A 26,942-nucleotide genomic window follows, 5' to 3' on the forward strand; every position below is an offset into this window, starting at 1 on the left:
GCTCAAGTGGCGAAACAGTTGAGACTGGCGCAGTATCTGCCAATCCTCGATTGGGGGCGCCGGTACGATAGAGGCGCACTGGGAAGCGACATGATGGCGGCCGTGATTGTCACTATCATGCTGATCCCGCAAAGTCTTGCCTATGCTTTGCTAGCAGGTCTGCCGCCGGTAGTCGGCCTCTACGCATCCATCCTGCCACTTGTCGCTTATGCCTTGCTTGGGACAAGCCGCACTCTTGCGGTTGGGCCGGTCGCTGTAATCTCCCTGATGACGGCGTCAGCTGCTGGAAGTGTCGCTTCGCAGGGAACGGCAGAATACTTGGAAGCGGCAATAGCGCTGGCGATGCTTTCTGGCATCATGCTCGCGATCCTTGGGTTCGTGCGCGCCGGATTCCTTGCCAATCTGTTGTCGCACCCGGTCATTTCAGGGTTCATCACTGCGAGCGGCGTGTTGATCGCGACCAGTCAATTCAGACATATTCTCGGAATCCCCGGAGGAGGGGATACCATGCCGGAACTCCTGCGGAGGCTCGCTGCGAATATCGGCACATTCAATATCCCCACGCTTGCCATTGGTCTTGCGAGCCTCGCATTCTTGTACTGGGTACGCAAAGGCGCAAGGCCGTTGTTGATGCAGTTTGGCTTGCGACCGGGGTTGGCGGACATCCTCGCTAAAGCCGGGCCGATCCTGGCAGTCGCCGCTGCAATCCTCGCGGTAATGGTAGGCTCACTCAACGAACGTGGCGTTGCAGTAGTGGGAGCCATACCAAGAGGTCTTCCGCCGTTTGCAATGCCAGAAATCAATTTGGGTTTATGGAGCCAGCTCTGGCTGCCCGCCTTGCTGATTTCGATCATCGGGTTTGTCGAAAGTGTCTCGGTTGCGCAGACACTTGCAGCAAAGCGCCGCCAGCGCATTTCGCCGGATCAAGAACTGGTCGGCCTCGGTGCCAGCAACATCGCATCAGCTTTCTCAGGTGGATATCCTGTTACTGGCGGGTTCGCACGTTCTGTGGTGAATTTCGATGCCGGTGCGCGCACACCAGCAGCCGGAGCTTACACGGCCGTAGGTATAGCATTTGCGTCTATCTTCCTGACGCCGCTTCTGTTTTCACTGCCTGTGGCGACTCTTGCCGCGACAATAATTGTAGCGGTCCTCAGCCTGATCGACCGCAAAACCCCGCTGCGCCTCTGGCGGTACTCGAAAGCTGACTTCTCCGCTCACATTGCGACTATTGCAATGACCTTGGCGATGGGGGTCGAGATCGGGGTAATCGTGGGCGTTTCGACAGGACTCATTCTTTATCTTTGGAAAGCTTCGAGACCTCATGCTGCTGTTGTCGGACGTGTCGCTGGAACTGAGCATTATCGCAATATCGAGCGCCATGAGGTTATCACATGGCCGCATATCCTCTCGATCAGGATTGATGAGAGCCTGACGTTTCTCAATGCACGCTGGCTCGAGGAATATGCGCTCGAACGCATGGCTGAGAGGCCCGAGTTGCAAGACGTCGTGTTGCTGTGTTCTGGTGTGAATTCGATTGATGCCTCTGGACTGGAAAGCCTTGAAGCAATCAATCACCGGCTGGCCGATGCCGGGATCAGCCTGCATTTGTCTGAAGTGAAAGGGCCGGTGATGGATAAGCTCAAGCAAACCGACATTCTTGAGGAGCTCCACGGAAAGGTCTTTCTCTCTCATGACAAGGCGATTGCGCATGTCATCCAGTTGACAGATGCTGATCCGCAGGGAGAGGATCACTGGCATGCACGTGGATTGATCTAGTCGCGTCGCAAGCCTGTGATCGGAGATTTACCTATAGTCTCCTATCTCTAATCTCAGCAATCTCCTCCCCTGCTTTGCAGGATGAGAGGAGCAAGCCCCATGCTTTCGAAGACACGCCAAATTGCACTTGCCGCCACCGGTGCGATCATTCTCGTGACAACTGGCTGCGCGACTACTAGCACGCCTTATCAACCCCTGAGCGCAGGCAGCCGCGTTTCAGGTGGTTATTCGGACATCCGGATCGATGAAACGCATTACCGCGTGAGCTTTGCAGGAAATCGCCTGGCATCGCGCGAACGGGTAGAAAGCTATTTGCTCTTTCGCGCGGCTGAGCTGACTCTGCTTAAGGGCTACGACTATTTCATTATTCAAGATCGTGAGGTTGAGCACCAGATTGAACGGCAGGTTCGGCGCGATCCACTCTATGATCCGTGGCATTCCCCCTATCACACCTATTGGCGCCCATATTGGCGCTACTATCGCAATGGCAGGGGATGGTATCATTGGTATCCCTATTACGGCGATCCATTCTGGGCTGATCGGTACAATATCCGGACCATCGAACGCTTCGAGGCAAGCGCGGATATCATGCTGGGCAAGGGCGAGAGGCCTAATGGAAACTTGCGCAGTTTCGATGCGCGTGAAGTGCGCGATCGGCTGGCACAACAAATAGAGTATCCGACAAATTAAGTTCAATCGCGGGGTGTCACGCGCATACCATCTTCAATATTGCTACCCGGATTGATTATAACCGTTGCGTCCTCATCCAATCCGCCGAGCAGCTGCGCATGCTCATCATTGAATTGGCCAAGCTCAACCGGCGTTACACGAGCGCGCCCATTCTCAACAGCAAAGACTTGCCATCCGCCACCCGGCCCCCGAAATAACGATCCGATTGGCAGCCTCAAAGCTTCGTCCTCTCGCCACAGCTCGATTGTCGCATCGAGCTGATACCCATGGCCGAGCCGTGCTCCATCTAAGGAAGAAGCGGAATCCAATCCAACGATCACATTGACGCGCTGCTCTTCGATGCCGAGTGCTGAAATCTTCAGCTGACCGAAGGGTTCGACGCGCTCTACAGTGCCGATCAACGCGTCCGCCCCCCCCCATTGCGTGATTTCGACCAGGTCGCCAGGCTTAACTCTCACCGCTTCTCGCGAGAGCAGATCGACCACGATTTCGATGGTATCGGGATTGCCTACGGTGACTAGCGCCGTGCCTTCCAAGATAACGCCTTCGCTTTCGTTGATGACTGAAAGGACTTCACCGGCCGCAGGAGCACGAACCGAAACAGTGCCGCCGCTTCCTTCTCCGCTAGGGTTCGCAAGCATCGCTTGCAATCGGGCAACCTCAGCACGTGCTTGCTGCTGGGCCGAGAGGTCAGTTGCAACGCGTGTGCGGGCAGCTTCTAGCTGCGAGCGAGCCAGAAATCCGCGCTCCGAAAGCTCCTCTGCGCGTACCAGATCGCGCTGTGATTGATTGTAGGCTGCTGTCGCTCCAGTGGCTGCGGCTCTGGCGGCGGCCAGAGCCCCGCGCATTTCATCGCGGCTACGCTGATCAAGAGGACTTGAAGGGCGCCCGGTCATATGTGTGATGAGCGCGCCGCGCGCAACTGTGTCGCCCGGCTCTAGTTCGATACGTGAAAGATATCCTGTAACCGGTGCAGAGACGACATAATACTCGGCTGCGCGGGTCACTCCGTCATCTGTGATGCCAACGCTCATCTCGCCGCGCGAGACTGTACCCGTATCGACGGCTAGGGCCTCAGGCCACAGGGAGTAAATCAGTCCAGCGATCAGCAAGAGCATTATCAGAATGGCCCAGCGCCAGCGTATTAGTCGTTCTTTCATCAGTCGCGTGCCTTCAATACTCGGACCATGTCCAATCTCATCACTCGCCTTGCCACCACAATGGCTGTCAGCATCGCTGCGATAAGCACAACGATCGCCGATTCGGCGTAGGTGGCGTTGGCCGGGGCAAAGGGCAGGCGGAACAAGTCTGAACCAAACATGCGCAGCATGAGTTGCGCGAGCCAGTATCCTGTGAACAGCCCCACGGGTACTGATATGATCACCAGCAGAGCGACTTCGCCGATCAGAACCACTGCGACTTCCAGCCGATGGTATCCCAACACACGCAGGGTGGCCAGTTCGTGCGCCCGCTCAGAAAATAGAATGCGTGCGCTATTGTAAATCACTCCTACCGCGATGGCGGATGCAAACGCGATGTAGAAGAAAATCATCGTATTGATGTTGTCATCAATCATCTCTTGGAACCGCGCCATTTCGAGATCGCGATCGCCGATGCTGAGTACTGCCGGCATCGTCTTCAAGTCAGTCAGTATGGCTTCTCGCGCTTCCGTATCGATCAGCAACAGGGAAGCCCCAACAGGTGCGCCGTCACGGGCAAGATTGCTGATTGTTTCGTCGGTGGCGTAGGCGCGTGCGCCGATGAATTCATCAACCATCGCTCCGACCGGGAGCATCGTTTCAGTGCGCCTCCCGCCGAGCATCTTCACATGAACGCTGTCCCCTGCCTCTACCTCAAGCTGATTGGCAAGCTGTCGGCTTAGCATGAGCCCCCCAGGCGGCATTGCGATCGCATTTCCGTCCTGGTCGATCCGTGCAGTCAGCTTTGCGTCTGGCGGGATGGCTTCAAGTGCAGTGCGTTCCAGGCGGTTTTCGTGGCTCATTTCGACGCTCAGGCCGCGAACTGGTTCAACCCGCAGAACGCCAGGCATTTGCGCGAGTTCGAACAGAACATCTTCATTTCGCGCCTCAGTGAATGTGACTGAGATGTCCTGCTGCTGCGAGCGGTAGAAGTAGGATTCGAGCATGAACTCGCTGGAATCGATGAATTGCAAGGTCGAGAAAAGTAGCCCCATCGCCAGCGCAACCCCGCCCACAGTCATCGCCGATCGCGCGGGCCATCGCGCAATGTGACGCACAATCATATGACCGATTGCAGTGAAGCCCGCACGTTGTCCCAACCTCTCAACAGCGCCAGCCCGATATACTGGAGGCGGAGGAGGAGACATGGCGACTGCCGGGGTCAGACGCGCGGCGGACCAGACTCCGCTGATCGCGCCAACCGCTGCCGAAGCCATTGCCAGCGCTCCGGCACCAAAGAAGACACTCGGTGCGAAATTGAAGCGTAGGATCGGGAAGTGATAATACCGCGCGTAAAGCTCTGTTAAAGATCGTGCCATCCAAACGCCTGATATCGCGCCAAGGACAGTCGCGAGAAGTGCAATGGCGATCGCGAATTTGAGGTAATGCCCTGCAATCGCAGCATCTGAATATCCAAACGCTTTGAACAGGCCAATCAACGAACGCTGTGTGCGGATCATCCGGCCCAGCACAACATAAACCAGAAATGTCGCCACGAGCAGAAATACCGGAGGAAAGATAGTGACCATCGCTTCAAGCTGGTCGAGCTCGCTATCAAGAAAGATATGGCTTGGATGATCCTCGCGCCCATATGCACCCGTTCCTCCATAGGGCTCGAGGATGCGGTCGATCGTGCGGATTACGTCTGCTTCTGATGTACCGCGCTGCAGCTTGACTGAGAGTGCGTTGATGGCCTCGGTTCGATCGGTCGCGGCCTCAAGCGCCTCTTCGCCCATCCAGAATACGCCGAAACGTGTATCATCGGGCACGAGATCGCCTGGTGCCAAGGCATTGACGTAATTTGGAGCAAACCCGACCCCGACAATCCTGAGGCGCTGCTTGCGCCCGTAGATAATCGCATCCACTTCATCGCCCGGTCCGACATTGTTGGCCACAGCAAAAGCATTGTCGACAACGACCTCGCCGGGTTGGTTCAACGTGGGCATCCGCCCTGTCTTCAACGTCACGAGGTTGATCCGGTTTCGCCCCCGCTCATCGACAGATTGTAAGAGTGCTCTGACCGCTTCGACTCGATCTGGGATGTCCAGGATCGCGTATTGCAGGATTGATCCCTGCGCTTGCTGGACCCCTTCAATCTCAGCGATCCGGTCGACCACGCTGCGCGGTGCGCGGGTCAAATTGGCGAAGACATCGCCGAAATTGTTCTCCGAGTAATAGGCCTCGCGCGTTTCGAACAGCGAGCGATGCACTCCCATCGACAGGATGAATGTGGCTGACGCGGCAGCCAGCACAATCGCTATTGCAATCGCCTGACCGCGCATCCGCCACAAGTCCCGCATCAGTTTTAGGTCGAGCGCATTCACCAAGTAATCTCCGAGGGATGTATGCGGTGGGAGTTGGTCTCAATGCGCGCGATATTGCCGTCGAGGAAGTGGAATACACGGTCCGCCATAGCGGCGATCCCGGCATTGTGCGTGATGATCAACAGCGTGGTGTTCAGTTCCCGGTTGGCGGCTTCCAGCGTCTCAAGGACACGCACCCCGGTCTGGCTGTCGAGAGCGCCGGTCGGCTCATCGCAGAGCAGAACGCCGGGCTGTTTCGCAATGGCGCGTGCGACAGCGACGCGTTGCTGCTCACCGCCAGACAGCTGGGCCGGATAGTGGTGCTTGCGTTCAGCCAGGCCGACCAGCGCAAGCGCATCAGCCGGGTCCATCGGATTGGTTGCGATGTCCGTGACAAGCCGCACATTCTCTTGCGCGGTAAGGCTCGGGATGAGATTATAGAATTGGAAGATGAAGCCAATATGTGCTCGCCGAAAACGCGTCAGATCCCGGTCGTCGAGCGCTGTCAGTTCAGTCTCGTCGTAGTGGAGAGTTCCAGACGTTGGCCGGTCCAATCCGCCAACGATGTTGAGCAAAGTCGACTTGCCGCTTCCCGATGGTCCTAAGAGAACAAGAATCTCGCCTTTACAAATGTCGAAGTCGACCCCGCGCAGCGCATGCACTTCGGTTTCGCCGGTAACGTAGATCTTGCGCAGGTCACGCCCGGAAAAAGCGCTGCGTTCCAATTGCTTGCTGCTGAGATCCGCTTGAACCTGCATAGGATTAGAATAGCGGAGACGAGATTCAACGCCTTACGTAAATACCGCAGGTATCGATGTCATGAAGCCAGCGAGACGAGCAGTGCGACGCCACTGAAATAGATCAGGATCGCTGTGATGGAATCCTGTCCCATCCGTAGAACGGTGCGGTCCCGTCGCTCAATGAGACCGATTACGAACACGCCAGTCAAGACGAGTGCCAGCATCGCGGCGGCGATTTCAAATCCACCAGCTTGTTCGATAACACCCTGACCCGGCGCTACCAGATCAATCGCAAGGATGATCGCTAGGTTGAACATGTTCGAACCGAAGATCTCGCCAATCGCCAGCTCGTATCTTTTGTGCCGCATAGCTCCAATGATGGCGCTCGCTTCTGGGAGCGACGTCGCTACTGCGATGATCAGCAGACCAACAATGCCTGTCCCTAGCCCGGTTTCCTCAGCGATGGTCTCGCCTGCATTGGCTAGGGTCACTCCTCCGACCAGGATTATCGAGGCAAGCCCTGCAAGCACCAGCGCCAGTTTTCCTGCGGTTATTTGCTTTCGGCGCGACTCCTCCGCCACTTCGAGGTCGGGCGGGTTGACGACCTGCCACATGGGGCGCCGTTCGGCGCGTCCAGAGACAAATAGCGCGACCACGACGGCTCCAAAGATCGCAATCGACCATGCGCTAGCCGGGCCACCCCAATCGCCACCGCCAATTCCGATGGCTGCGCCGACCAGAGCAAAGAGGGTCATGCCCAACACACCTTGAATGAGTGTAACCGGGCGCGCGACCACGGATGTAAGTGGTTTTTCACCTAGAGCCATGTCAGCGAGAGCCAGCAGCAATAAGTTCAAGCTCGCGCTTCCAAGGATGTCGTTTAACGAGAGCAGCGGTACGCCGATTGCCGCCGCCGTGGTGCCCGTCGCAAACTCCGGCAGCGAAGTGATCCCTCCGAGCACGAGCATGCCCGCAAGGCCCTGACCGACGCCAGTCTTTTCACTGAGCGCCACGACATAAGCAGGTAGCCGGGTGCCTGCCCACCACACAGCAGCCGCAGCCAACACAAATATGAAGGCTGTTTCCCAAAGAATGCTCATCGGCAGGGTTTCGAGGCGGCGGTGCCTTGTGCTGAAAACTCGCTCATCGCGCCACATTCGGCGGTCTGACCGTTGGAAAACATCCGTAGATGTCCGAGGCACGACGTCGAGCCTGCGTCGAAATTCCGCACCTTCGGAGGATTGCGTAGTTACGCCTTTGCCGAGCCCGCTTAGCTTTGTGACCTTCCTCGTATGACGAGGTCATTTCTGGAGAGAGCCATGAGCAATACAATCCTGCCGCTTTTCGACAAGTCGTTGCAGACAACGGCTATCTGGCTGGAGGAAATTCAGTCCGAGATTGGGCCGGACCGGGCATTCGCCTGGCGTGTCCTGTCAGTCGTACTGCAAAATCTTCGTGACCATCTCCCGCTGGAGCTGTCAGCACATTTCGGTGCGCAATTGCCAATGATCATACGGGGTGCTTTCTATGAGCGGTTTGATCCAACCGGCCTGCCTAAGCAAGAGCACGGAGGCGACGAATTTCTGGCATCGATCTCGGACGGTTTGCGTGACAGTCGCGGGGTCGATCCGCACGATGCGGTGCATGCCGTATTCGGAGTACTGGACCGCCATCTGTCACGCGGCCAGGTCGACAAGATAGTTCGGTCTCTACCTCGCGGTATCCGCGAAATGTGGCCAGAGACTGAATTGGCTCAATAGGGGCACTGCACAAGCGGAAAACCACAGATCAGTGAGGCAGGAAGTCTGTGAAAGCTGACACAAACATACGCTGGTTTGAAACGCTCTCGCGCGAGGATGTTGCGATTGTGGGCGGCAAAAACGCCTCCCTTGGCGAGATGATCAGTACGCTCGCCAGCAAAAGCATTCGAGTACCACCAGGTTTTGCTACGACAGCTCGGGCATTCCGCCAGTTTCTGTCCGCGAACGCCTTGGATGAATTGCTTGCAGATGAGTTGTCTAAATATAAGCACGGTCAATCCACTTTGGCTGAGACTGGTGCGAAGATCCGCGCCGCAATCCTTGGTGGAGGTTGGCCTCCAAAGATCGCTCGAGAAATCCTTGCAGCGTATCGGGATCTGAACGAGCGGGCCGGGGATCAAGCAACCAGTGTTGCTGTGCGTTCCAGCGCCACAGCAGAAGATTTGCCCGATGCCAGCTTTGCCGGGCAACAAGAGACCTTCCTCAATGTCTGCGGAGAGGAAGCGCTGCTCGATGCGTGTAAACGCTGTTTTGCCTCACTCTACACCGACCGAGCTATCGTTTACCGCGAGCTGAAGGGTTTCGCCCATGAAGCTGTTGCTCTCTCAGTCGGTGTCCAGCGCATGATCCGTTCAGACGAGGCCGGCGCAGGCGTGATGTTCTCGATCGACACTGAGACTGGCTTTGACCGGGTCGTGCTAATCAATGCGGCATGGGGATTGGGCGAAAGCGTGGTGCAAGGCGTAGTCGAACCCGACGAATATCACGTCTTCAAGCCGTTGCTTGATGACGAAGCTTTCGTACCCATCATTAAGAAGAAATGCGGGCGGAAACAGCGAAAACTGATCTATTCGGAAAGTGGGACCGGAACGCGGTGGATCGACACGGACCTTGCCGATGGGCAGGATACAGTCCTTGACGATGGGGAGATTCTTAAGCTGGCTCGTTGGGGAGCGATCATTGAAGGGCACTATGGCTGCGCGATGGACATGGAATGGGCGAAAGATGGCTTGGACGGTCAGCTTTACGTAGTTCAGGCAAGGCCAGAGACCGTACAAGCACGAACAAAGGAAGATGTCTTCCATAGAGCCAGCGTGCTCAACCCGGGTCGCACCCTGATTGCGGGTCAAGCAATTGGTTCAGGAGCCGCCACGGGCCATGTCTGCGTTATCTCTGGTGCTGATGAAATTGAGCGCTTTGTCGATGGATCGGTCCTGGTCACAGGCGTGACGGACCCAGATTGGGTGCCTGTCATGAAGCGGGCGGCGGCGATCGTCACTGATCATGGAGGGAGAACATCGCATGCAGCGATTGTCAGCCGCGAACTTGGCGTACCCGCCATTGTTGGATGCGGTGATGCGACTGACAAGCTAGTCAATCGCGAGCAGGTGACAGTCAATTGCACCCAAGGCGATCGCGGCCTCGTCCATGAAGGCACTGCGGAAATCCTTGAAGAGAGTATCGATCTCTCAGCCCTGCCCGATACCCGAGCGAAGGTCATGCTTAACCTCGCTGATCCGAGCGCAGCCTACCGATGGTGGAAATTGCCCGCCAATGGTGTGGGGCTCACGCGCATGGAGTTTGTGATTTCAAACCAGGTGAAGATCCATCCGATGGCATTGCTCGAACCGCAGCGTGTCTCAGATCCTCGCGAGCGGGTCATCATCAGGCAAATGACGCGCGGGTTCGAAAGTCCTGAAGAGTACTTCATCGACACTCTTTCGCGTGGGCTCGCTCGGATAGCCGCCATGCAATATCCTGAAAAAGTCATCATCCGCTTCAGCGACTTTAAATCGAATGAGTATGCAGACTTGATCGGGGGCAAGATATTCGAACCGAAAGAAGCAAATCCGATGCTCGGATTCCGGGGGGCGTCGCGATATGTGTCGCCGCTATTCCGCGAGGCCTTTGCACTCGAATGTCAGGCCATCCGCCGTCTGCGCAGCGTTTTGGGTTTCACTAATGTTGCTGTCATGATCCCCTTTTGCCGCACCACAGGCGAAGCCGATCAAGTGCTGGCAGAAATGCGCGCAAACGGGCTGGAAAGAGGCACAGAGGGGCTTGAAGTGCTGGTAATGTGCGAAGTGCCCAGCAATGTGGTTCTGGCGCGCGAATTTGCTCAGCGATTTGACGGCTTTTCCATCGGCAGCAACGATCTCACACAGCTGACGCTGGGAATTGATCGCGATTGCGAGCTTCTGTCTGAGAGCTTTGATGCGCGTGATCCAGCGGTCAAATGGATGATCAAGCATGTGATCAATGAAGCTCACGCTGAAGGAACCCCGGTCGGGCTGTGCGGTCAGGCTCCAAGTGACCATCCTGAATTCGCACAGTTCTTGGTCGAGTGCGGGATCGATTCGATCTCAGTGACCCCGGACAGCTTCGTGGCAGTGAAGGAACACGTCGCTGCTGCCGAGAAAGTTCGCTGAGGATGATGAATATCGCCACACTCACGCTCAATCCCACGATTGATATTGCCTATGTAGTCGAGCACTTGGTTCACACTGACAAAGTGCGCACACCTCCGCAAATAGTGGACCCTGGGGGAGGCGGGCTAAATGTGGCGCGCGTTTTCGTGCGGATGGGAGGCAATGCGCGTTGCATCTACCTGTCTGGCGGATCGACGGGAATTGCTCTCGACGCGCTATTGGACCTGCACCAATTGGTGCTTGAGAAGGTCGACATATCAGGCGAAACACGCATCAGCACGGTGATCTGCGAGAAAGCGAGCGGGCGCGAATACAGGATCGTCCCCGCAGGACCTGAAGTTACTCAGCACGAATGGGAAGCCTGCCTTCAACGGATCGGCAAAGTCCAGTGCGACTATCTGGTCATGAGCGGCTCGCTCCCGCGCGGTGTCCCGCCCAACTTCTACGCTCAGGCAGCGGCAATTGCTGACAAACACGGCATTCGGACTGTGCTCGACACTTCGGGTGAGGCGCTGGCAGCGGGCGTTGAAGGTGGCGGGCTTGAGCTTATCAAGCCGAACCTCAAGGAATTCCAGCAATTGGTCGGAGAAGAACTCATCGACACCCAAGCGATCGGAGACGCCGCACAGCAAATCGCCGCATGTGCCGCAGCAAGGCTGGTAGCGGTAAGTATGGGTGAACGTGGAGGTGTACTGGCGACCAAAGACGGCGTGAGATACCTTGCAGCACCAACGGTTAAGACCAAGAGTGCGGTAGGGGCAGGGGACAGCTGCGTGGCTGCGATGGTCTTTGGTCTCGCGTCAGGAATGAGCGATCAAGACGCGTTTAAGCTTGGTATTGCAGGTGGTGCGGCGGCTTTGATCACTTCCGGAACTGGCCTCGCGACAGCACACGACATCGAGCAGCTTTACCAGCGCTCGACCGCGTCTGACTAAGGCCACTAAACTGCTACGGCAATCTGCGTAATTACGCGGCTGTGACCAGGTCGCATCCTTGCTCTGCAAACTCACCAATGGAGCAAGACAATGGCTGAACTCATGAAAGCTGCGATCTTTATAGAGCCGGGTCGGATCATACTGGGTGAAAAGCCCATTCCTGATGTCGGGCCTCTTGATGCGCTGATCCGCATCACGACCACTACGATCTGCGGAACCGATGTGCACATACTCAAAGGCGAGTATCCCGTCGAAAAGGGACTGACGATCGGCCATGAGCCAGTGGGGGTCATTGAGAAGCTTGGATCCGCTGTCACCGGGTATGAAGAAGGTCAACGTGTTATCGCAGGCGCGATCACGCCGGCAGGGACATCTTACGCGTCACTGTGCGGTTGTCATGCGCAATGCGGTGCGCAAGGCAAGCATGGTTTCAAAGCGATTGGCGGCTGGCGCTTTGGCAATACAATCGATGGAGCACAAGCGGAATACCTGCTTGTCCCGGATGCCATGGCGAACCTAGCTCCTGTTCCCGATGGCCTGACTGATGAGCAGGTGCTGATGTGCCCGGATATCATGTCGACCGGGTTTAGCGGTGCGGAATCGGGCAAGATCAAGATCGGTGATACCGTAGCGGTATTCGCGCAAGGGCCGATTGGGCTCTGTGCAACCGCTGGCGCGTACATGATGGGTGCAACAACGATCATCGGCGTCGAGACTGTACCAGAACGACAGGAGATGGCGCGCAAGATGGGCGCGACCCATGTTGTCGACTTCAACAAAGTCGACCCGGTCGATGAGATCATCAAGATCACCGACGGGCGAGGTGTCGATGTCGCAATCGAAGCGCTTGGCCTACAGGCAACCTTCGAAGGCGCGATGCGTGTGCTGCGTCCTGGCGGTACGCTGTCGTCGCTCGGTGTCTATTCAGGTGATCTCACGATCCCGCTTGAGCCATTTGCGGCTGGCCTTGGCGATCATACCATCCGCACCACGCTCTGCCCTGGCGGCAAAGAACGCATGCGTCGGCTCATGGATGTGGTTGCATTAGGCAGAGTCGATGCAGGCCAATTGGTTACCCATCACTATCCGCTCGACTCGATCGAAGATGCTTATGAGCTTTTCTCGCACCAACGCGATGGTGTGCTGAAAGTGGCGATCAGGCCGTAGCGGGCCTCGGAGCGTCAACCGAAGCTGATGGTAAAGCGGTAAGCGCGCCGGTTGCCTGACGCAGCAGCGCGCCTAAACCAAACAGCATCGAGAACAGCATGACCAGCAAACCCAAGAGCGGGATCAAGGAAAGCGCAAACAGAATGGCGACGCCTGCCAATGGCCAGATGAATCTCTCCGCAGTGTTTCGGGGTGCATCTGACCTCTTCGAGACAACCCTCCGGCCGAGCATACCTACGAAATAGGCCGTTACGGCCACCGCTAGAGGTGTGAGAGCCAGCGAAGCCAAGAAGAGGAATATGGCAAGCGGGATGCCAAGAACTGTCCAGACCAGCAGAATTCCCATGACGGGCACTACAAAGGCGTAAAGTACGCCAATACCCAGCGCTCTGAGCGGCGTGGCATGCAGCATGTCCGAAGTGCGTTGCATCAAGCTGGGCAACACAAGGACCAGCAACGAGACAATCACGAAATAGCTGATCAGGATAGACAGGCTGAAATACACAAAGAATGATCCAAGTCCGGCGCCAGCCTCCTCCGGGTTGTAGCTTTCCCAAGCGGGAAGCTCAGTGCGGTCGCCTTCGATGACTGCTGATGGGTCAATTGTGAGGTCGTCTCCGCGATACAGGAGATCGCCTTGAAGCCGCGCGTTGGGGCCAATTACGATTTTGCTGCCAGAGAGTCTCGAGGTTCCCGCAACAGTTGAGTCCACGAAGATCTCGTTCGCTCCGATCCGTAAATCCTGGCCTACTGGCGCATTGAAACGTACTGTACCGCCAGTAACGATCGCTGTGCCGCCAATTTCGAAGCCTTCACCAGCTATGACTTCACCGCCAGCAGCGATCAGGTCATCTGCTACATTTGCGGCATTAAGCCGGACTTCCCCGCCGGCTGCGATCAGATCGCGGACCTCTGCGTTTGATACAGTGATATCGCCTCCAGTCAGGAACAGATGATCCGCACTTACACCCTTTGCTTCGACAGTGCCTCCAGCGGCAAACAGATCATCCGTCGTCCTTTGAGAAGCGACGATTTCTTCTCCAGAAAGGAATACCATCTCAGATTCGAATTCCTCGTCCACACTGATTGCTGAGCTGTCTGCTTGATCTTGTCCGATCGAGCTTGAAGGCAATGCGAGGGCTGCCAAGACGACCATGGCTGGAGCGGCAAGCTGTCTGATACTGCGGGCTTTTTCGAAAAGCATAGGGAATTCCTCCTGTTTTAGCGCATGCGCTAAATCTGCGAGGAGTCTGGGCGAGGGCGTCCGGATCCAATATCCGTAAATAACCGGAGGTATGCTCTGATCGGTTAGAGCTAAGCTTTGCTCTCAACCAAGTGATTGAAATCAAGCAGCGAATGAAATGAACTATGACCATGAGTTGAGCGCGCGCCGTCCCGAGGTCGCTGCTGTGTCGTCAGTCCTTGAGGTGGTTGAGATCTACAAGGCATTCGGACGTCGGGAGGTGCTTGAGGGTGTCTCTCTGCGGGTCGAGCAGGGGCAAGTGGTTGGCCTCTTCGGTCGCGACGGTGCTGGCAAGACAGTGACATTCTACTGCATTCTTGGTCTTGTGAAGTGCGATGCGGGCCGCATCACTCTCAATGGACACGATATTTCACGCATTCCTTTCTATCGGCGGGCCTTGTTGGGGCTGGGATACCTCCCCGAACAGCCATCGATCTTCCGAGGATTGACTGTCGCCGGCAACATCAGATCTATGCTCGAAGTCGTAGAGCCAAATGTTTCTGCGCGGGACCAGCGATTGGAAGAGCTGCTCTCCGATCTTCGAATCGAGCATTTGCGAGACGCGCCAGCCACATCCCTTTCTGGTGGGGAAAGGCGTCGCTGCGAAGTCGCGCGGGCTCTGGCGCTCGACCCCGCCTTTATCTTGCTCGATGAACCCTTTGCCGGGATCGATCCGCTTACGATCGCGAGCATCAAGGAGATGATCTTGGACTTCAAACGCCGCGGGATCGGTGTTTTGATAACGGATCAGAATGTGCCCGAAATGGTCGAGGTCATTGATTGCGCTTACCTTCTGGACGAAGGCTCGACCGTCTTTTCAGGTTCACCGGAACAGCTGCTTCACGACGAAACCGTGATCGCGCGTTACTTGGGGCGAGATGCCTTATCAGACAAACATGGCGCTTGATGATTGAAGGAGCTAACGACGCGCGAGACGGTCCGGTTCTGGTAGAACAGGTTTGGTCCGATGTTCGCCGCCGATTTCAAATGGCAGCGCATCAGTCGGATGCGCGGGTTTAGACAGTGGTGCTAGCACCTCGACGAGATATTCGTGACCCGGAGCGCCGAGTAGCGAACATCAACGGAGAGGCCCACTATTTGTGGCGCGCTGTCGCTCGTGAAAGCGAAATGCTTGAGAGCTACGCTACCAAATAGCGGGACAACAAGGCTGCGCTCAAATTCATGAAAAGGCGCTCAAGAAGCACAGCTACCCTTGACCGGGAACAAGATGAACCCGGTCAAAGTGCGCCTTTTGTGTTGGGCGGTCAGAAGCGGAAGGTTGCCTCCACCCCATAGGTGCGTGGGGCGCCGCGTGTGAAGTAGTCCTGATAGAACGCGTTCAAATTGAGGCCGTAGACGTAGTAGAACTTGTCCGTGAGGTTTTTGCCCCACAGGCTTACCGAGAACTGCTCGTCAAACGTATAGGTGGCTCGCGCATTGACCAGAACATAGTCGGGGTTGCCGCACGCGATCTCGGGCGTTGCAAGCAAGACGATCGATGGCGCGGCGGGCTGGTCACAAGGATCCTGACCATACGAGCCAAATGGGTCGAAGAAATACTTGCCCATATATTGTGCGTCGGCGCGCAATTGCAGACGGTGCTTACCAGTGTCGAGGGCCGTCCACTCTACGCCTGCGCTTCCGGTCCACTCAGGCGCATTCGGGAAGTCATTGCCGTTGATGTTGAGCGTCAGGCTCGAGGGATCGGTCGGATCGATCTCGTTTCCGGTATACTTGGTGTTGAGATAACCCAGCGCTGCATCGAAGCGGACAGTGTCGCTGACCTGGAACGCCAGTTCTGCTTCACCGCCCCACACACGGCCGTCGGCCGCGCGCAGGAATGAGGTTGCCCCGATGATCTGGGCGATCTGCTGGTTCTTGTAGTCGTAATAAAACCCGGCAAGGTTGAGCTGAATGCGGTTGTCGAAGAAGCGGCTTTTCAGACCGATCTCGAATGCATCCACCTCTTCCGGCTCAAGGAAGTAGACCTGGCTGATGTCCTGATAAGCGAGGCCATTGTATGTGCCGGAACGGTAGCCGCGGCTGTAGCTCGCGTAAGTGAGGATGTCCGGCGCGATCTCATAGTCCAAGACGATACGGCCTGAAAACTCGCCTGAGCTTTCCTCCTGATTGACTGGTTCGGCATTCGGATCGAACGGGAAGCTGTACGGAACGAGTGTGGCGATCGGCGTGACACCATCAAGCCCAAACAGCGTGGTCAGCGCATCTTCATAACGCACATCATCCCAAGTGTAGCGAAGCCCCAAGGTAACCGTTAGCTTGTCTGTCAGATCGTAAGCGGCCTCACCATAGATCGCTGTCGAGGGACGGGTAATGGTGAATAGCTGCTCGGCTAGGATTGGGCCGAAGGGCGGAGCGCCCGCTGCCGCACATGCGCCCTGGATAGCCACCCCCGCTGCCGTGTTAGTCAGGGCAACATCGGCATTGAAGGCAATCAGGCTGCGTGCATCGAAGTAGCCGCCCGGATTGACTACCACCGGATCACAGAAACCGGGGTCCGCAGGTGTTAGCGTCGGATCAAGCGCGAAGGCTGGCAACGTGCCCAAGGAATTGCCCACGGCAATCGGGATGTTGGAGAAATCGCCCGGGACGCCAGCGTCAAGTAGCAGTGGACGCAGGAAACCGAAGAAATCTGGCTCGTTCTGCGTGTCGATGCTGTCGCGGCCATAGTAGAACCCACCGATCAGGCTCAGCCGATCAGATTCGTAAGTCAGGCGGACATCCTGGTTGAAGTTCTCACTTTGCGAGTTGTAGCGGATCGCACAGATATCGATCGGCGAACCGTCGCAGTCGAATGGTGACAAACGGTACTTGCCTTCGTCATAACCAGTGATCGATGTGAGCGTTAGATTGTCGGTGAGATCAGCTTCAATCGTCAGCGATGCGCCGTAGCTTTCAGTGAAGTATTCGCCAGCTGTGTCTGCCTGGATCTCGTTTTCGGCAAGCACCCGGCCGCCAAGTTCAGGGCGCGGGTCGAACCGTGAATAACCGCCTGCATTGGTCCGGCCTTCGAGATAGCCGATGCCATAAGGAATATCCTGGCGCGGATCGTTTTCGGCGAAATAGCCCTTGATGTTGATATCGATCCTGTCGGTCGGCTTGAACCGAAACGAGAGGCGGCCGCCGATGCTGTCGGAATTTGCAAAATCCTGATTGAGCGTCGGATTGAATGTGTAGCCGTCGCCTTTGGTGCGGGTAAACGCAAAGCGAACGCCCGCGACGTCTTCGGCCAGCGTCAACTCCACTGCCCCGTCGGTTTTGAGCGTATCGAAATTGCCGTAGCCGACCGTGAAATAGCCATTGGCGCCATACAGATCCGGCTTACGTGTGATGAAGTTGACAGCACCGCCGGTGGTGTTGCGGCCATAGAGCGTTCCTTGTGGACCGCGAAGGACTTCGACCCGTTCGAGGTCATAGAGCTGCTGGCCGTGGCTCGCACGGAAGCTCTGATAAACTTCATCCACGTAGACTCCGACTGGCGAGGCGGTGCTGGCAGAGAATTCATTAGCAACCGAGATGCCGCGAAGGCTGAAGTTCGGCTGAGTGTCCGAATAAGCGCTGGTCACCTGCAGGTTTGGCAGACTGCCCATGAGGTCGCTTGTTTCAGTAACGCCGCGCTGGATCAGGTCATCGGCAGAAAACGCCGAAATTGCGGCAGGCACTTCCTGCAGGTTTTCTTCGCGTTTTTGCGCGGTGACGACGATGACATTGAGGCCGCCGGCGTCGTCTGCTGCTTCGCCTTGTTCGGCATCCTGTGCGACCGCCGGGCTAGCGAGCAAAGCGAGGGCACTGCTGCTGGCAGATAATCCTGCAATCCATTTTGAGCGTTTGATCATGGCGTCTTCTCCTTAGAACCTTGATTTGATTTGTTTATGTGATCGTTGGACAGGGTGACTTCGCTCGCAGATCGAGCATTGTGCCCCCCTGGAGGCAGGCCTCTCGCAAGGCGGCCTTCTGGACTTTGCCGGTTTCCGTTCGTTCGATTTTCGCAAAGCGCCAGAGGCGTGGACGTTTGGGACCGGACAGAGAGCTTTTGAGCAAATCGGACAGTCGCTGAGCTACGGCCTCGTTGGAGGTTGCGTTGACGTCATTCAATTCGACAACCGCTGCGACCGCCTCCCCCAGATCTTGATCTGGCAGCCCAAAGACCGCGCAATCGGCAACCTGCGGCAGTTCCATCAAGGCGTTTTCGACTTCGCTTGGGTAAACGTTCACACCGCCGGAAATAATCGTGAAATGGGCTCTGTCGGTCAGGTGCAGGAAGCCATCTTCATCGACATAACCAAGATCGCCCATGGTCGAGCGTCCCTGTGCGTCATGTACAGCGCGCGTCTTTGCCGGATCGCCGTGATACTCAAGACCGCCTTTGCCAGCGAAATAGACAGCACCACTTGCCAGCGGCGGAAGTTCTTGCCCTTGCTGATCCAGGATATGGACCGTGCAACCGAACGGCCTGCCAACGCTGCCAGGGCGTTCAAGCCATTCTTGCGATGTGATGTGCGTGAATCCAACGCTCTCTGTGCCGGAATAGTATTCATGCAGGATCGGCCCCCACCATTCGATCATCGCCTGTTTGACACTCCGAGGGCAGGGCGCTCCAGCGTGAATGGCGACTTGGTGTGAGGAGAGATTAAAGCCTTGTCGCTCTTCATAGGGAAGCTGCAAAATGCGGGAAAACATGGTTGGAACCCACTGGCTATGCGTGATCTGCTCGCGCTCAATCAATGCCAAGGCTTCCGTCGGATCAAAGCGTTTCATCCCGACGACACAAGCGCCCGTCCGCAACAGGTTCATCGCAAAGCGCAGCGGCGCCGCGTGATAAAGAGGCGCGGGAGAAAGGAAGCGGGTATCGGATGAAAAGCCGAACAACTGCTCGCCGCGTTCTACTCGTTTCGCTTGCGAACCAAGCGGAGCAAGAGACAATGGGCGACGCACGCCTTTAGGCTTGCCTGTCGTTCCGGAGGTATAGAGCATATCTCCGCCTTCGATAGCGGCAGGAGCATCCAGAGATTTACTCGGCGGAGGTGGCGCGTCGAGCGCCATCACTAGGATGCTTTCGATGTCCTGAGATGCATTTCTCGCTAGGTCCGCATGAGCGGGGTCACAAACGAGGACCTTCGCGCCGCTGTCTTCGAGGATGTAGTTGACTTCGCCGGCTGTCAGGCGGGACGGCACTGGCAGGTAGTAAAGGCCGGAACGCTGTGCCGCCCAGCACAGGCCGAGAAACTCAGCGCGATTGTCAGCGAGGATTGCAACCACATCGCCTTGCTGCATTCCCCCATCGAACAGTCGGCAGGCCCAATCCGTACTGAAGCCATCGAGCGTTGAATAGTTCCATCGCTGCGTGCCAATGACAATCGCTTCGCGGTCTGGCGTCTGAGACGCGATAAAGGTCGGATCGAACCTCATTCGGCGGCCTCTTGCCGCAGAGGGGCCAAATGCGCAGTCTCATTGACACTCACCACGGTCAGGCGATCAAGGTCACTTCCTGTTACGCGAGTTATCGAGCAATAATCTGGGACGAAGTTTGCAATCCCATCGAGCCCAAGCGCGTGCGTCAGCAGGATATTGATCGGAAAGCCATGTGTAAAAATCGCTATGGTCTGACGTTTGTATTCCGCGAAGATCGAACGATAACCATTGAGCGTCTCGGAAACAAATCGATCCCCATCAATGCCAAAATAGCCAATCGGATCAGTCAGAAACCGCTGCCATTCCGCGTCGCCTTTGGACCTGATCGTCTCGATGTTCCCGTACTGCCCGCCATAGCGATCGACTTCACCCAATTCCGGGATCACTCGCACATCCATGCCAGTGTTCTGGATCAGGGGACGAGCAGTGTGGTGCGCGCGATCAAGCCCTGAATGGATCGCGAGGTCGATTGTTTCACGCGCGAGATAATCGCAGACAAGCTGAGATTGCTCGCGTCCCATGGCAGACAGAGGCGGGTTCCCTGCGGTGCCTGTTGTTGCAGTATCAGGCTGGCCATGGCGCACGAGGATCAGACGCATCAGCGCGCTCCCTCGGCTGTGCGGAACGCGTGATAACCGCCATCGACTTTCAAATCAGTCCCGTTGATCCAGCCCGCTTGGTCAGACAGGAGAAACGCGATCGCGGTTGCAATTTCTTGCGGCGTTCCGTGCCTGCCAGTCAGCGCGCCTGCAGCAGCTATCCGATCCGAACCAATCGAAGTTTCGAAGTCTTTCAGGATCGGCGTTTCAACCGGACCGGGACTGACGGTGTTGATACGGATGCGGCGCGATTTGAAGCTGCCTGCCTGATGCAACGCCCAGCGATTGATCAGCGCCTTTGAAAGCTCGTACGTGCTTTTTCCGTCTGAATTCTCGCCGAGTTTGAGGACTTCTCGCGGTCCACCTTGGAGCGCTGTATCCATTGTTTCCGGCGCAAGATCGCAGCGCAGAGCTGTCACGCTGGATACGACGACAATCGATCCACTATCTTTGATTTTGTCGCCCAGCTTTTTAGTGAGGATTATTGGCGCAAGAGTGTTCACCCGCAAAATTGCGTCAGCGCTGGCCGTTCCCGGCAATCCGGCGACATGGGCAATGCCGTCCAGCGGCGCCATTATCGCTTTGCACGCGGGGGCAATGGCTTGCTCGTCGGTGAGATCGCAAATGATGTCTGCATCCGCGCGGTCGAGCCCGATTGGCTTTTCACCGGCTTCGCGTAGAAGCGCATAAAGCGCTGCGCCGATACCGCTGGCTGAGCCTGTCACGAGGATACGCCTGCTCATTGCCAGCGGACCATCATTTTCGTCCATCCTGTGAACCAGTTGGAAGGCAGGCGCTTTGGCTCTTCGATTAGCTCGATTTCGCGGATTTCTCGCGCCATGGCTTCAAAGAAGACTTTGCTTTCGAAGCGAGCGAGATGCGCGCCAAGACAGAAATGCGGCCCAATGCCGAACCCAAGATGCGGATTGGGGGACCGATCCAAGACTAGACGGTCAGGCTCAGTGAACTTGCTCTCATCCCGGTTTGCGCTTGCAAACCAAAGCACCACTTTCTCGCCTTTGCGAATAGCCTGACCTGCAATCTCGGTGTCTTCGCTGACAGTGCGACGCATATGCGTCACTGGCGAGACGAACCGGCACATCTCTTCGACAATCGCGGGGATGCCGGATGGATTGTCGCGCATCGCAGCATAATCGCCTTGGCGTACAAGCTGGGCCAAACCGCCCGAGACAAGAAACCGTGTCGTCTCGTTCCCGGCAACGGTAAGCAACATCAGGTAGGCATCGAGCAATTGCTTTGCGCGATCAGGGTCGGGCCAATCGGCCTGGACCAACAGTGTGGCAACATCCTCAGCCGGGGCCTCGCGTTTCGCCGCTGCCAGATGGTGAAAATACTCGATCAGCCCGGCGCGTGCATCTGCCTGTAGCGCATCATCAGCATTCACATCCGACATCGTATTGGCGAGGTCGACCAATTGCGGCGCTTCGTTTTCCGGTACGCCAAGGATCGCTGCGATTACCAACATAGGCAGTCGCACGGCAAGCGGTTCTACATAGTCGAAAGCTTCGCCTTTGGGTGCGGAAGCGATCAGCGCCTGCGCGGTCTGCGTGATGAGCTCGGCTTTCGCTTCAACAGCAGATCGTGAAAGCCCGGGCATGACGATCGCGCGGAGACGCGCATGAAGAGTGCCGTCGCTGTTGTGGACGCTCGGCGCGCCATGCCCTTCAAGCTTGCGGTCCTTGATCTGCGTGCCATGACCGGAAAGGAAAGTCTTGGTGTCGCGTGCTGCTGCAAGGACATCATCATAGCGGACGAGTGACCAGAAACCCGGGCCATCCGGCTCGGGATTGAACCACAGACCTTTCTGCACGCGCAGGTCCTTGAAGAGCGCATGCTCTCCCGAGGCTTCGAATACGCCGATATCAAGCAGGTCCATGGCGCTCATGCAGGTTGCCCGCTTATCGTCCGATACCAGACGAGGCCGCATGCTTTGCCGAGCCGCTCGATGAAGGCATCGTCCGGATCGCTCTTGGCCAGACCGATCTGCACGTAAGCAAGTTGTTCGGTCAGTGCGGAAAGACTTTCTGCAACCATTGCGATATCAGAGATCGGCTCGATGATCTTTTCTTCGACCAGCTGCATAAGCCAGCGCTCGGTGCGTTCAACAAAGCGAGACCGGATCGACAGCCAGACATCACGAAAACCCGATTCCTCGCCAAGCGCAGCGGCTTCACGTGTGACCCTTAGCAGCAAGCGGTTCTGACGGTACTCGCGGAAGAACTGGATGTTGCGTTGCTCCATTTGCTCGAGCGAAAAAGTGTTCTGTTCGCCAACACTGCGCCCCGACGTATGTCGCAAATCGTCGTTCAGGCGCTCAATCACGGCGAGCAGGATTGCGTCTTTGTCTGCGAAATGACGATAGAACAGGCCGTGGCTGATGCCTGCCTCAGTGACAATGTCTGCGATACGTGTTGCGCTATATCCCAACCGGCCGAAAACTACCGCTGCCGCCTGGAGCAGCTTCTCGCGCGTCGCCTTGCCCTTACGGGTTGGCGGCAATTCGCTCGCTTCAATTTCAACCGGCTTCAAGCCCACTTTACTCTCCCGACCCCAACCAAATGGGCGAGGTTTGGCCGTGCGCCTGCATAGGACGAGCGGTCCAAAATCAGCGCTTGACTTAAGTGTTAGAAAAAGTGATGTCAATGTCATGTTTTTGTGACGTCAGTATCAGGAAAGGATCGAATGCTTTGTTTTCAAGAGCGCGCTGACGCAACAAAAGGCTGAAGATAGCGCCTGTGTGATGACCGAGGAGCAAAATATGCCCGGCATCGTTCAAAGGTCAGAAAAAGCGTTGGGAGACGTGCAAAATGGCAAGATTGAGCGGCAAGACCGCGATCATCACTGGAGCGACCGGGGGAATTGGCTCTTCGACTGCCCGCAAGTTCCTCGACAAAGGCGCCAATGTTGTTCTCGCCGGGCGCGATCAGGGACGCCTTGAGCAGACCAGAGATGCTCTTGGTGGAGGGGATGCAATCGGAATCTGCGCAGGGCAACCATCGCAGGAAGACGATGTGGCCGCGCTCGTTGCGAAGGCGAAAGAGACTTTCGGCAAGCTCGATATTTTCGTTGCCAATGCCGGAAGCGAGGGCAAGGTCATGCCTATCTGCATGGCCGAAGTTGCGGATCTAGACAGCGTTTACCATGCCAATATCCGCAGCACGTTCCTCGCCATCAAACATGCCGGTCTTGCGATGCAGGAAGGTGGCGGTGGGTCGATTGTTGCGATCTCTTCTGTCGCTGGGCAAGTGGGCGTGGCTGGGATCGGGCCCTATGCGGCAAGCAAGCATGCGATTTCCGGCTTGGTTAAAGTAGGCGCCCTAGAACTCGCGCAAGCAGGTGTGCGCGTTAACGCTGTTGCACCCGCTCCAATCGACAATGACATGATGCAATCAATCGAAGCGCAAGCGAGCCCGGATGACCCGTCGCTCGCCCGCCAAGGATTTACAGGACTCATAGCTATGGGTCGCTACGGCTCAAATGAAGAAGTTGCGAATATGGTGACCTTCCTTGCGAGCGATGACGCTAGCTATTGCACAGGATCGATCTACGCCGTTGACGGCGGCTTCATGGCAGCTTGAAGGAACAGGCAATGGCAGTGGATACCGAACCTCAGCTTGCAGCCATGCTGGAAGCGCGCAAAGCGCGCCGCGACCTTCCGCCTTACATTCCGCAGCGTGACGGCATCGTCAGCGATTTATTGCAGAGCTTCTTCGCGAAGGAAAAGCCTGAAGCAACAGTCAGCGGTGTTGCACGCATGGGTGGCGGGGCATCAAAAGAGCAATTCATCTTCAATCTCACAGAGAAGGATGGTGAGCCACGCAAATACGTGCTGCGTATGGACGCTCTGGAAGGGATCACGGAGACCAGCCGCGCACGCGAATATGAATTGCTCAAGGCTTTCCAAGGGGTGGTGCCTTGTCCCGATCCGATCTGGGTCGATGGCGATGCGGAGCATTTCCCTACGCCTGCAGTCATCATGGAATTCGTCGATGGCGTGACGAAGCCCGCGACCGATGGCGTTTCCGTTACCGGTCTTGGCACAGTCCTTGGAGATCCTCTGCGAGACAAGGTCAGGCCCCAATTTGTCGAATACCTCGCGAAGATCCACAATTTCGATTGGCAGTCAGTCGGCCCTAAGGAGTTCTCAGGACCTACAGCTGATCCCAAGCAAGCGACCCGATGGCTGATCCAGTTCTGGAAGGAGTTGCTGGAACAAGATGCTGTGACCAAGGAGCCGGTTTTGCGACTTGCGACGCAGTGGCTGGAAGACAACGTTCCAGATTGTCCCAAGCCCGGCATTGTCCATGGCGACTATCGCACCGGCAATTACCTTTTTGAGGAAACGACGGGAAAAATCACAGCGATCCTTGACTGGGAAATGGCTTACATTGGCGATTACCATGACGACCTCGCTTGGGCCACGCAGCCTGTGTTTGGCAGCATGATCGACGGCACATTTCGCGCGAGCGATCTCGCGCCGCCCGAACAATTGCTGGCCGAATATGAAGCAGCGAGCGGTAATCCGGTTGATCCGGCGCGGCTCCACTATTTCACCGTATTCAACGCCTGGAAGAGCTACATTCTTGTCTCCGCGCTCGGCATGCAAGCGGCCAACACGAAGCATAATCATCAGGATGTGTTGCTGACATTCCTGGCGGCAACGGGTCCCTTGTTCGTCGACGAACTCGCGCGGCTATTGATGATGGAGGAAAGCCAATGAACCCGTCCGTTGATGACCGCTTGAACTCGGTACTGCGCGCGCTTGAGACGGTCGTGCTGCCTGCTCTCCCGCCAGAAGCAAGCCTCGCGCAAGAGCAGGTCATGCTCGCGATGGGCCATTTGCAGATCATTCAAGCACAGCGGGACGTTACGCCGGCTTTCGAACAAGGTGAGCTTGAGGACATCAGCATATTGGCGCGCGCAATGCTGGAAGTGAGTGAGGCGCCAGAAGCTGTTTCAACTGCAAGACAGGCGCTGATTAGCGCCTTAGAAAGTGACGTCGCGCTCGCTCGCAACAAGGCAGAGGCCATTCGCAGTGCTATCGATGGCTTGCTCGTCGCGGCTCGTCAGGCGGGAGCCAAGGAATACCATCGGGAACTCGCGCGGATCATCCTGCCAATGGGGAGAGAGCGTGCGCGCAAGGACCGCGAGTGGTTTGCGCCGATGGGCTTTGATATAGAACTCAGCGCTGGCGGCTGAGGCCGCATGATGGACTTTGATAGCGATTACCGCCTAACAATTGGCGGAGCTTTGCGCGCCGCGAGTAAGACCTTTTCAGTAATCAATCCTGCCACAGGGCGGGCGTTTGCCGAGGCCCCGGATGCCTCACGCAGCGACCTCGACGATGCGGTTGCGGCAGCGCGGTCTGCATTCGCGGGTTGGGCGAGCACTCCGCACAAGGAACGCGCCGAACTCGTTACAAAGCTGGCTGACCAAGTTGAAGCCGAAGCAGATCCTTTCAGTCGCCTGCTGACAGCCGAGCAGGGCAAGCCGCAGTCAGAAGCTAAGCGTGAAGTCCTGGGCCTGGTCGCGTGGCTGAAAGCTGCCGCGAGTTGGGACATTCCCGTTCATATCCACGAGGACAGTGAAGACCGCTATTGCGAGACACGCCATGTCCCGATCGGTGTCGTGGGTGCAATTGCCCCTTGGAATTATCCGCTTTTGCTCGCAGCCTTCAAGCTGGGGCCAGCTCTTACAACAGGCAATTGCGTTGTGCTCAAACCGAGCCCCTTTACGCCGCTCTCAACGCTCAGACTCGGGGAGCTGGCAAACAGCTTACTGCCTTCAGGAGTGCTGAATGTCTTGAGCGGCGGCGATGATCTGGGGCCTTGGCTGACCAGCCATCCGGGTATCGACAAGGTCGCGTTCACCGGATCTACTGCAACCGGCAAGCGCGTGATGGCAAGCGCTGCTGAGACCTTGAAACGCATTACGCTGGAGCTGGGCGGGAATGATCCGTCGATCGTCATGCATGACGTCGATCCAGTCGCATTGGCGCCCAAGTTGTTCTGGGCTAGCTTTGGTAATTCGGGGCAAGTTTGCCTCGCTTCAAAGCGTGTCTATGTCCATGCCGACATCTATAGTGAAGTACGCGATGCGTTGGTGCAGTTCGCCAGCGGAGTGAAAATAGGGAACGGCATTAACGAGGGCATGCAGCTCGGCCCGATCAACAATCGCGTTCAGTATGAGCGCATCATGCGATTGATCGAGGAGAGTAAGGCGCAGGATTTGAACTTTGCGCTTGGTGGCGAAGTTCCTGAATGCGAGGGCTATTTCATACCGCCAATTATAATCGACAATCCACCCGAAGACGCGCGGATCGTTTGTGAGGAACAATTCGGGCCGATTGTCCCGCTTATCTGGTTCGAGGATTATAACGACGCCATACGCCGTGCAAATGCTAGCGAATACGGGCTTGGTGCGACTATCTGGGCTGGCGACGAAAATGCAGGCTGGGCCCTCGCGCAACGCATCGATGCAGGTAATGTCTGGGTCAATGAAAGCCGTCCGCTATCTCCAGTGGTGCCATTTGCAGGCCATAAGCAATCAGGCTTTGGCGTAGAGAACGGCCTTGAGGGATTGCTCGAATACACGATCCCGAAAACGATGAGCCGAAGGCGGAGTTTGTCAGACTAACCGCTCCT

At 56.7% G+C, this 26,942-nt stretch carries 22 protein-coding genes and 1 pseudogene; 12 read left to right on the top strand and 11 right to left on the bottom strand.

What is annotated here, in order from left to right:
* Positions 1-6 precede the first annotated feature (6 nt).
* Positions 7-1,779 (top strand): SulP family inorganic anion transporter, encoded by a 1,773-nt coding sequence (locus HUO12_RS14035; RefSeq protein ID WP_332310421.1) that lies wholly within the window; start codon positions 7-9, stop codon positions 1,777-1,779.
* 99 nt (positions 1,780-1,878) lie between these two features.
* Positions 1,879-2,469 carry a CC0125/CC1285 family lipoprotein gene (locus tag HUO12_RS14040; RefSeq protein ID WP_176274178.1) on the top strand — a complete coding sequence of 197 codons (591 nt, stop codon included), beginning with the start codon at positions 1,879-1,881 and terminating at the stop codon, positions 2,467-2,469.
* Positions 2,470-2,471: 2 nt separating this feature from the next.
* On the opposite strand, the gene HUO12_RS14045 is transcribed toward HUO12_RS14040, so the two are convergent.
* Genes HUO12_RS14045 through HUO12_RS14060 form a run of 4 tightly spaced genes read right to left on the bottom strand, consistent with a single transcriptional unit; the run spans position 2,472 to position 7,811 of the window.
* Positions 2,472-3,629 (bottom strand): efflux RND transporter periplasmic adaptor subunit, encoded by a 1,158-nt coding sequence (locus tag HUO12_RS14045; RefSeq protein WP_176274179.1) that lies wholly within the window; start codon positions 3,627-3,629, stop codon positions 2,472-2,474.
* Positions 3,629-5,992: an ABC transporter permease gene (locus tag HUO12_RS14050; protein WP_176274180.1), complete on the bottom strand. Its 2,364-nt coding sequence runs from the start codon at positions 5,990-5,992 to the stop codon at positions 3,629-3,631. The genes HUO12_RS14045 and HUO12_RS14050 overlap by 1 nt, the downstream gene beginning before the upstream one ends.
* Positions 5,989-6,729, bottom strand: a complete 741-nt coding sequence (locus HUO12_RS14055) for an ABC transporter ATP-binding protein (RefSeq protein WP_176274181.1) — start codon at positions 6,727-6,729, stop codon at positions 5,989-5,991. Before HUO12_RS14055 ends, HUO12_RS14050 begins: the two co-directional genes overlap by 4 nt.
* Positions 6,730-6,788: 59 nt before the next feature.
* On the bottom strand, positions 6,789-7,811 hold the full coding sequence (locus HUO12_RS14060) for a sodium:calcium antiporter (protein ID WP_176274182.1): 1,023 nt from the start codon (positions 7,809-7,811) through the stop codon (positions 6,789-6,791).
* Positions 7,812-8,030: 219 nt separating this feature from the next.
* On the opposite strand from HUO12_RS14060, the gene HUO12_RS14065 reads away from it, so the two are divergent.
* From HUO12_RS14065 to HUO12_RS14080, 4 genes are all read left to right on the top strand, one after another.
* Positions 8,031-8,471: a DUF2267 domain-containing protein gene (locus HUO12_RS14065; protein ID WP_176274183.1), complete on the top strand. Its 441-nt coding sequence runs from the start codon at positions 8,031-8,033 to the stop codon at positions 8,469-8,471.
* Positions 8,472-8,518: 47 nt separating this feature from the next.
* Complete coding sequence (gene ppsA, locus HUO12_RS14070) at positions 8,519-10,900, top strand: phosphoenolpyruvate synthase (RefSeq protein ID WP_176274184.1); 2,382 nt, start codon at positions 8,519-8,521, stop codon at positions 10,898-10,900.
* 2 nt (positions 10,901-10,902) lie between these two features.
* Positions 10,903-11,835 (top strand): 1-phosphofructokinase family hexose kinase, encoded by a 933-nt coding sequence (locus HUO12_RS14075; RefSeq protein ID WP_176274185.1) that lies wholly within the window; start codon positions 10,903-10,905, stop codon positions 11,833-11,835.
* 90 nt (positions 11,836-11,925) lie between these two features.
* Positions 11,926-13,002: an NAD(P)-dependent alcohol dehydrogenase gene (locus tag HUO12_RS14080; RefSeq protein ID WP_176274186.1), complete on the top strand. Its 1,077-nt coding sequence runs from the start codon at positions 11,926-11,928 to the stop codon at positions 13,000-13,002.
* Here HUO12_RS14080 and HUO12_RS14085 read toward each other — a convergent pair.
* Entirely contained in the window at positions 12,992-14,206 is a 1,215-nt protein-coding gene (locus HUO12_RS14085; protein ID WP_176274187.1) for a bactofilin family protein, read from the bottom strand. The genes HUO12_RS14080 and HUO12_RS14085 overlap by 11 nt on opposite strands.
* 157 nt (positions 14,207-14,363) lie before the next feature.
* Between HUO12_RS14085 and lptB the strand changes: the two genes are divergently transcribed.
* Both lptB and HUO12_RS14720 read left to right on the top strand, forming a co-directional pair.
* Positions 14,364-15,152 carry an LPS export ABC transporter ATP-binding protein gene (gene lptB / locus HUO12_RS14090; RefSeq protein ID WP_176274188.1) on the top strand — a complete coding sequence of 263 codons (789 nt, stop codon included), beginning with the start codon at positions 14,364-14,366 and terminating at the stop codon, positions 15,150-15,152.
* 24 nt (positions 15,153-15,176) lie between these two features.
* Positions 15,177-15,397: pseudogene (locus HUO12_RS14720) on the top strand (IS6 family transposase); the annotation flags it as partial.
* Positions 15,398-15,510: 113 nt separating this feature from the next.
* Here the strand turns inward: HUO12_RS14720 and HUO12_RS14095 are convergent.
* From HUO12_RS14095 to HUO12_RS14120, 6 genes are read right to left on the bottom strand one after another with little or no spacing between them, the layout of a single operon-like run.
* A complete protein-coding gene (locus tag HUO12_RS14095; protein ID WP_176274189.1) occupies positions 15,511-18,102 on the bottom strand; it encodes a TonB-dependent receptor in 2,592 nt (863 codons plus the stop codon).
* Between the two features lie 34 nt (positions 18,103-18,136).
* Positions 18,137-19,675 carry an AMP-binding protein gene (locus HUO12_RS14100; protein ID WP_176274190.1) on the bottom strand — a complete coding sequence of 513 codons (1,539 nt, stop codon included), beginning with the start codon at positions 19,673-19,675 and terminating at the stop codon, positions 18,137-18,139.
* Entirely contained in the window at positions 19,672-20,277 is a 606-nt protein-coding gene (locus tag HUO12_RS14105) for a histidine phosphatase family protein (protein ID WP_176274191.1), read from the bottom strand. The genes HUO12_RS14100 and HUO12_RS14105 overlap by 4 nt, the downstream gene beginning before the upstream one ends.
* Entirely contained in the window at positions 20,277-21,020 is a 744-nt protein-coding gene (locus HUO12_RS14110; protein WP_176274192.1) for an SDR family oxidoreductase, read from the bottom strand. Before HUO12_RS14110 ends, HUO12_RS14105 begins: the two co-directional genes overlap by 1 nt.
* Positions 21,017-22,183 (bottom strand): cytochrome P450, encoded by a 1,167-nt coding sequence (locus HUO12_RS14115; protein ID WP_176274193.1) that lies wholly within the window; start codon positions 22,181-22,183, stop codon positions 21,017-21,019. Before HUO12_RS14115 ends, HUO12_RS14110 begins: the two co-directional genes overlap by 4 nt.
* Positions 22,180-22,833 (bottom strand): TetR/AcrR family transcriptional regulator, encoded by a 654-nt coding sequence (locus HUO12_RS14120; RefSeq protein WP_217905207.1) that lies wholly within the window; start codon positions 22,831-22,833, stop codon positions 22,180-22,182. Before HUO12_RS14120 ends, HUO12_RS14115 begins: the two co-directional genes overlap by 4 nt.
* Before the next feature lie 272 nt (positions 22,834-23,105).
* Between HUO12_RS14120 and HUO12_RS14125 the strand changes: the two genes are divergently transcribed.
* The 4 genes from HUO12_RS14125 to HUO12_RS14140 are packed head-to-tail and all read left to right on the top strand — an operon-like array spanning position 23,106 to position 26,934.
* Positions 23,106-23,876 (top strand): SDR family NAD(P)-dependent oxidoreductase, encoded by a 771-nt coding sequence (locus HUO12_RS14125; RefSeq protein WP_176274195.1) that lies wholly within the window; start codon positions 23,106-23,108, stop codon positions 23,874-23,876.
* Positions 23,877-23,887: 11 nt separating this feature from the next.
* A complete protein-coding gene (locus tag HUO12_RS14130; protein ID WP_176274196.1) occupies positions 23,888-25,018 on the top strand; it encodes a phosphotransferase family protein in 1,131 nt (376 codons plus the stop codon).
* On the top strand, positions 25,015-25,497 hold the full coding sequence (locus HUO12_RS14135; RefSeq protein ID WP_176274197.1) for a hypothetical protein: 483 nt from the start codon (positions 25,015-25,017) through the stop codon (positions 25,495-25,497). The genes HUO12_RS14130 and HUO12_RS14135 overlap by 4 nt, the downstream gene beginning before the upstream one ends.
* Before the next feature lie 6 nt (positions 25,498-25,503).
* The gene (locus HUO12_RS14140; RefSeq protein ID WP_332310422.1) at positions 25,504-26,934 is read left to right on the top strand and encodes an aldehyde dehydrogenase family protein; all 1,431 of its coding nucleotides are present in this window, start codon (positions 25,504-25,506) and stop codon (positions 26,932-26,934) included.
* Positions 26,935-26,942: the final 8 nt, after the last annotated feature.

Source organism: Altererythrobacter lutimaris, assembly GCF_013371495.1.
GTDB lineage: Bacteria > Pseudomonadota > Alphaproteobacteria > Sphingomonadales > Sphingomonadaceae > Erythrobacter > Erythrobacter lutimaris_A.